Genomic DNA, 5,612 nt, shown 5'->3' with positions numbered 1-5,612 from the left:
CGGTCGGGCTTGTGCTGCTGGCACTGGCCGGACGGCAGTGGCGGAACCGTCATTCTGCCGAGGTTCCGGCCTGGCTTGACGGGCTGGCGGAATATGCCCCGCGCAACGCTTTCCGGCTGGGGCTGCTTCTCAGCCTTGCCAACCCCAAGGTCCTGCTGCTCGCCGTGGCCGGCGGTCTGGCCGTGCCAGAAGCGGCGTATATCGGGCCGGCGTTCGTTTTCGTTGCGCTCGCCTGCGCGACGGTTGCGCTGCCATTGCTCATTCACCTGTTTGCGGCCGAACGGGTGATGGCACCGCTGGGGCGGGCGCGTGACTGGCTGATACGGCACAACAGCGCCATCGTTGCACTTGTGCTGGCCGTGATCGGCGCGAAGCTGCTGACGAACGGGCTGAACGCGCTCATCGGTTGACCTGCGTCTTTGGCATCGGTCGCCGGGTGCGCTAGCAGCGGCCACATGTCGCTTCCTGCTGCCAACCAGCCTTTTGCCCTGTTCTGGGACCATGGCCTGAACGGCGCGCTGCTGTTCCAGCACCCTTGCGGCGAATTGCGCGGCACCGATACGCAGGCGGCGCTGGCGCAGCTTCGCGCAGCGGCGCTTCGGGGTGAATGGGTCGCCGGGGGCTTTTCCTATGAAGCTGGCCATCTGCTGGAACCGCGTCTGGCAACGGCGATGCGCGGGCCGCCATTCCACTGGTTCGGCCGGTTCCAAAATGCCCGGTTTCTGCCCCACGCCGAGGCGATCGCGCTGATCGGGGGATGGCGCGCCCCGGTATCGATCGGCGCACCCCAACCCCTGGTGGCCAAGGCGGATTGGGTGCGCGTGGCTGAGCAGGTGCTGCACTATATAGCCGCTGGCGACATCTATCAGGCAAACCTCAGCTTTCAGGCAAGGGTTCCCATGCGCGGCCATCCGGCAGCGATCTTTGCCCGGCTGTTCCGCCCTGAGGTCGCGCCACATGGCGCACTGGTGCACGATGGCGCGGGCCAATGGTGGATCAGCCTCTCTCCGGAACTGTTTTTCCGGCTTGACGGCAACAGCCTGACAGCGCGCCCCATGAAGGGGACAAGCCAGCGTGGCGCAACCGTTGGCGAGGATGCTGCGTTCGCATCGGCGCTGGCCGCCGACCCCAAGAACCGGGCCGAAAACCTGATGATCACCGATCTGCTGCGCAACGATCTTTCGCGCGTCGCTGAAACCGGCAGCGTCTCGGTCGAGCGCCTGTTCGCGATCGAGAGCTATCCAACCGTCCACCAGATGACATCGACGATCACCGCACGACTGGCGGCCGGGCGCGATGCCGTCGACGCGCTGACCGCGCTGTTCCCGTGCGGTTCGATTACGGGTGCGCCAAAGATCCGCGCGATGGAAATCATCCACGAACTGGAAGACCGCCCGCGCGGAATCTATTGCGGAAGCATGGGCTGGGTTGCGCCCGGTGCAGCGCAAGCACAATTCAACGTCGCGATCCGGACGCTTTCACTGACCGGCGGCATCGCGCATCTGGGGCTTGGCGCAGGCATCGTTGCCGACAGCTCGCCTGAGGCGGAATGGGCGGAATGCCTGACCAAGGCGCGCTTTCTGCAACCCGCGCTGCCTTCTGCGTTGATCGAGACAATGCGGCACGAAGCCGATGGCACCATCCCGCGCCTTCCCCTGCATCTAAGCCGCCTTCAGGCATCAGCGCGCCGGTTCGGCTTCCGGTTCGACAGCGCCACACTTCAGGAAAGGCTGGCAATCCCCGGCGCAGGCCATCCGCGCCGCGTGCGCCTCCTTCTCGACCGGGAGGGGCGGGCTGCCGTGCAGCTTTCGCCGCTGCCACCCGTGCCCACTGGCCCCGTGCAGGTAGCCGTCCGGCCGCTACCCGTCGCCACCGACGACTGGCGCCTCGCCCACAAGACCAGCGACCGCGCCTTCCTCGACGATGCGCGGCTGGCAAGCGGGGCGTTCGAATGTCTGTTCGTCCGCCCTGACGGCAAGCTCACCGAAGGCAGCTTCACCAGCATCTTCGTCGAGCGCGACGGCCTGCTGCTGACGCCGCCTGCCTATCTGGGGTTGCTGCAGGGGGTGCTGCGGGCCGAACTGCTGGCGACAGGCCGCGCGATCGAAGCCGAACTGACGGCAGATGATCTCGGATCGGGCTTTTTTATCGGCAATTCCCTGCGCGGCCTGCTGCGCGCGACCGCCGCCTGAAAGCTGCGCCAAAAAGCAGGGCAGCGCCACTGCCATGTCCGCTTGCGATCAGTGCCGGTGCATCCTATTGCGCTGCGGCATTCCTCAAGCGGAGCATTTCAGCACATGGCCCTTCTTTCTGCCGCCATCAACCGCATCCAGCCTTCGCCGACGATCGCCGTCACGAACAAGGCTGCTGAATTGAAGGCGCAAGGCCGGGACATCATCGGGCTGGGCGCTGGTGAGCCTGACTTCGACACGCCGGACTTCGTGAAGGAAGCCGCGATCGAAGCGATCCGCGCCGGCAAGACCAAATACACAGCCGTCGACGGAACGCCCGAGTTGAAGGCGGCGATCCGCGAAAAGTTCCGGCGCGACAACGGGCTGGACTACGCACTTGACCAGATCAGCGTGAACGTCGGTGGCAAACAGACGATCTTCAACGCGCTGGTCGCCACGCTCGATCCCGGCGACGAGGTGGTGATTCCTGCGCCATACTGGGTGTCCTACCCCGACATCGTGCAGTTCTGCGGCGCGACGCCCGTTGTGCTGCCCTGCCCGCTCGAAGCCGGGTTCAAGCTGCAACCGGCGCAACTGGATGCGGCGATCACCCCCAGAACCAAGTGGGTGCTGCTGAATTCGCCGTCGAACCCGACGGGGGCCGCTTATTCGTTCGACGAACTGAAGGCGCTGACGGATGTGCTGCTGAAGCACCCGCATGTGCACGTCCTGACCGACGACATGTACGAGCACATCGTCTATGACGATTTCCGCTTTGCCAGCATCGCCGAAGTGGAACCGCGCCTCTATGACCGCACGCTCACGGTGAACGGCGCATCGAAGGCGTACGCCATGACCGGGTGGCGCATCGGCTTTGCCGGCGGCCCGAAGCAGATCATCAAGGCGATGGCCAAAATCCAGAGCCAGTCGACTTCCAATCCATGTTCGGTCGCGCAGGCTGCGGCGACCGCGGCATTGAATGGCCCGCAGGGCTTTTTGCAGGAACGTGCGCGCGCATTCCAGGTGCGGCGCGACCTCGTGGTGTCGATGCTGAATCAGGCAACGGGCCTTTCGTGCCCGCGCCCCGAAGGCGCGTTCTATGTCTATCCTGACTGTTCCGGCCTGATCGGCAAGACGACACCGACGGGCAGCAGGCTGGCGAACGACGAGGATGTCACCGGCTATCTGCTGGAATCCGAAGGCGTTGCGGTCGTGCAGGGTTCGGCATTCGGACTGTCGCCTGCGTTCCGGATCAGCTACGCCACCTCGACGGAATTGCTGGAGGAAGCCTGCCGGCGCATCCAGCGGGCCTGCGCCGCGCTCTCTTGAACCCCAACCAGCGGCAGCGACCTGAGACCGGCGCTCAGCGAAAGCGCCGGTCAGGCCCAGTCGCGTATCTGCCAGCCACGCAGCCGGGCGACGGCGCGTAGTTCGTCGTTCGGGTTGGCGGCGATCGCCTGATCTGCCCACTCCAGCACCGGCAGGTCGCTTGGATGATCCGAGGTGAAGATCAGTTCGTCGGGTCGGCCGTCAAGCCTCGCAAGGATCATCCTGAGCTTGCCGAGTTCGTAGCAGTTTTCGCCGCTGATGCGGTTGGTCAGCCGGTCGTTCTGCCAGACGTTTTCCGTTGCCACGACGTCGGCAACACCCCATCGCCGCGCCAGGGCTTCGGCAAAATAACGACAACTGGCCGTTGCGATCCAGACTTCGCGCCCCGCAGCCCGGTCGGCAGCAATCGCTGCGAGCGCCCCAGCCAGTTCCATCCGCTTTCCGAACCGTTCGGCAAAGGCGGCAGCAGCGCGCTCGACTTTCTGGCGCGGGACGCTGCGGCCCATCATCAGCGCCTGCGTCGCCTGCTTCAGCCCCTTGCGATCGACAAGGCCCAGCACATAGCCGATCGACGGCAGCAGCATCAGCGGCGCCAGCAACAACCGTGCCGGTGCCTCGTTGCGGGCATAGAAGAACAGCCAGGCGGTCCAACTGGGGCTTCTGGTGATCGTCTTGTCCATGTCGTAGATCGACAGCTTCAATCGCCCCTCCTCGGGTGCTGGGCGCGCCATGTTGCCGGAGGCACGCGATCCTGTGGCGGCAGCGACCACAGCCCGCGCCCTGCCCTGCGCGCTTCCTGCTGGCCCGCGCGGATCGCCGCGTCGGGCAGGTAGCGGTCGAACGCCCATGCATGCCCGCCACGGGTCATGGCGGCGTTCACATAGCTGTGCCCCTGCCACATCCGCGCGACGAGGCGGCCATAGCGGTCACGGTCCGTCACCTCGATTGAAACGGGCCGGTCCTGCACCATTCTGCGCATCGCCGAGCGCGCCTGAATGCCCCAGGGCTGCGCCAGTTCCGGCGCGTCGATCCCGGCAAGACGGATCTCGCTCTGGCGCTTCACGTCGGCCCGCCAGACGATCATCGAATCGCCGTCCTTCACCCGAACCACGCGCCCTTCGAACCGGGGGCCGGCAAGCGCCGGTGCCGTGACCAGCGCCAAAGCGGACAATAATCGCAAGGCGATATGCGCAACAGACATGGCCCACTCTCTTGCACGCGCGGCCGCCCTAATGCAAAGCCTAGACCTCATGCCGGAACCTGCGCCTCCTGCTCGCCCGGGCCCCGACATCCGCCTCGACCCGGATGGCGCCCGGCTGACGATTTCCGGCGAGCTGGACATCGGCGACGCCGCAGAAGCCGACACCAGGATCGAAGCCCTGCTGGCATCGGCCGCCGATCCCCTGGTCGTCGACATCTCGGGCCTTTCGCGCCTCGATACGGTGGGCGCCTGGCTCATCCAGCGCATCCTTCGTGACCGGCCGGGAAGCCGCGTCGTCGGCGCCTCACGGCAGGCGGGCCTGCTGCTGGCCGAGATCGCCAGCGCCGCACATCCGCTCGAACAACCGACGCCGCTGGCCCCGTTCGTTCCGCGTGAACTGGCAAGGCTCGGCGGCTACATCCTTCAGTTCGGGCAGACAATCATCGCCGGGCTGGGTTTCGTCGGGCTGACGATCGTTTCAGCGTTTCACGCAATCATGGCCGGCCGTGGGGTGCGCTGGCGCGCGATCATGGTGCAGATGGAACTGGCGGGCGTGAACGCGCTCGGCATCGTCGGCATCATGAGCTTCCTGATCGGCATCGTCATCGCGCAGCAAGGTGCGGTGCAGTTGCGGCAGTTCGGCGCTGAAATCTTCGTCATCAATCTGGTCGGCCGCACGACGTTTCGCGAACTCGGCATATTGCTGACGGCGATCATGGTCGCAGGGCGCTCGGCGTCGGCTTTCGCAGCACAGATCGGTTCGATGAAGCTGTCCGAGGAAATCGACGCAATGCGCACGATCGGCCTCGACCCGGTGGAAATCCTCGTGCTGCCGCGCGCCATCGCGCTGGTGCTGATGATGCCGTTGCTGGCGTTCTTCGCATCCATACTGGCGGTGATTGGCGGCGGCC

6 protein-coding genes are annotated in these 5,612 nt (G+C 65.7%); 4 read left to right on the top strand and 2 right to left on the bottom strand.

Annotated elements, in window-relative coordinates:
- The 3 genes from AC16JP_RS10185 to AC16JP_RS10175 form a co-directional block, all read left to right on the top strand.
- Positions 1 to 410 (top strand): GAP family protein (locus AC16JP_RS10185; protein WP_484340503.1); only part of this gene is annotated, 410 nt, incomplete at its 5' end.
- Between the two features lie 45 nt (positions 411 to 455).
- Entirely contained in the window at positions 456 to 2,192 is a 1,737-nt protein-coding gene (pabB, locus tag AC16JP_RS10180) for an aminodeoxychorismate synthase component I (protein WP_484340502.1), read from the top strand.
- Positions 2,193 to 2,297: 105 nt separating this feature from the next.
- A complete protein-coding gene (locus AC16JP_RS10175; RefSeq protein WP_484340501.1) occupies positions 2,298 to 3,500 on the top strand; it encodes a pyridoxal phosphate-dependent aminotransferase in 1,203 nt (400 codons plus the stop codon).
- Between the two features lie 50 nt (positions 3,501 to 3,550).
- Here the strand turns inward: AC16JP_RS10175 and AC16JP_RS10170 are convergent, their stop codons facing one another.
- Entirely contained in the window at positions 3,551 to 4,201 is a 651-nt protein-coding gene (locus tag AC16JP_RS10170) for an HAD family hydrolase (RefSeq protein WP_484340500.1), read from the bottom strand.
- Positions 4,198 to 4,701 (bottom strand): thermonuclease family protein, encoded by a 504-nt coding sequence (locus AC16JP_RS10165; RefSeq protein ID WP_484340499.1) that lies wholly within the window; start codon positions 4,699 to 4,701, stop codon positions 4,198 to 4,200. Before AC16JP_RS10165 ends, AC16JP_RS10170 begins: the two co-directional genes overlap by 4 nt.
- 49 nt (positions 4,702 to 4,750) lie before the next feature.
- Between AC16JP_RS10165 and AC16JP_RS10160 the strand changes: the two genes are divergently transcribed.
- Positions 4,751 to 5,612: ABC transporter permease (locus tag AC16JP_RS10160; protein ID WP_484340498.1), on the top strand; the 862-nt coding region annotated here is incomplete at its 3' end.

It is taken from the genome of Sandaracinobacteroides sp. (assembly GCF_057137845.1).
Note: the sequence above shows the minus strand (reverse complement) of the source record. Positions and strands in the feature narration are given on the sequence as shown.

What these genes read in the sequence shown, in the direction of transcription:
- AC16JP_RS10165 (WP_484340499.1), bottom strand. Translation starts at nt 4,701, where the DNA reads ATGTCTGTTGCGCATATCGCCTTGCGATTATTGTCCGCTTTGGCGCTG.
- AC16JP_RS10175 (WP_484340501.1), top strand. Translation starts at nt 2,298, where the DNA reads ATGGCCCTTCTTTCTGCCGCCATCAACCGCATCCAGCCTTCGCCGACG.
- pabB (WP_484340502.1), top strand. Translation starts at nt 456, where the DNA reads ATGTCGCTTCCTGCTGCCAACCAGCCTTTTGCCCTGTTCTGGGACCAT.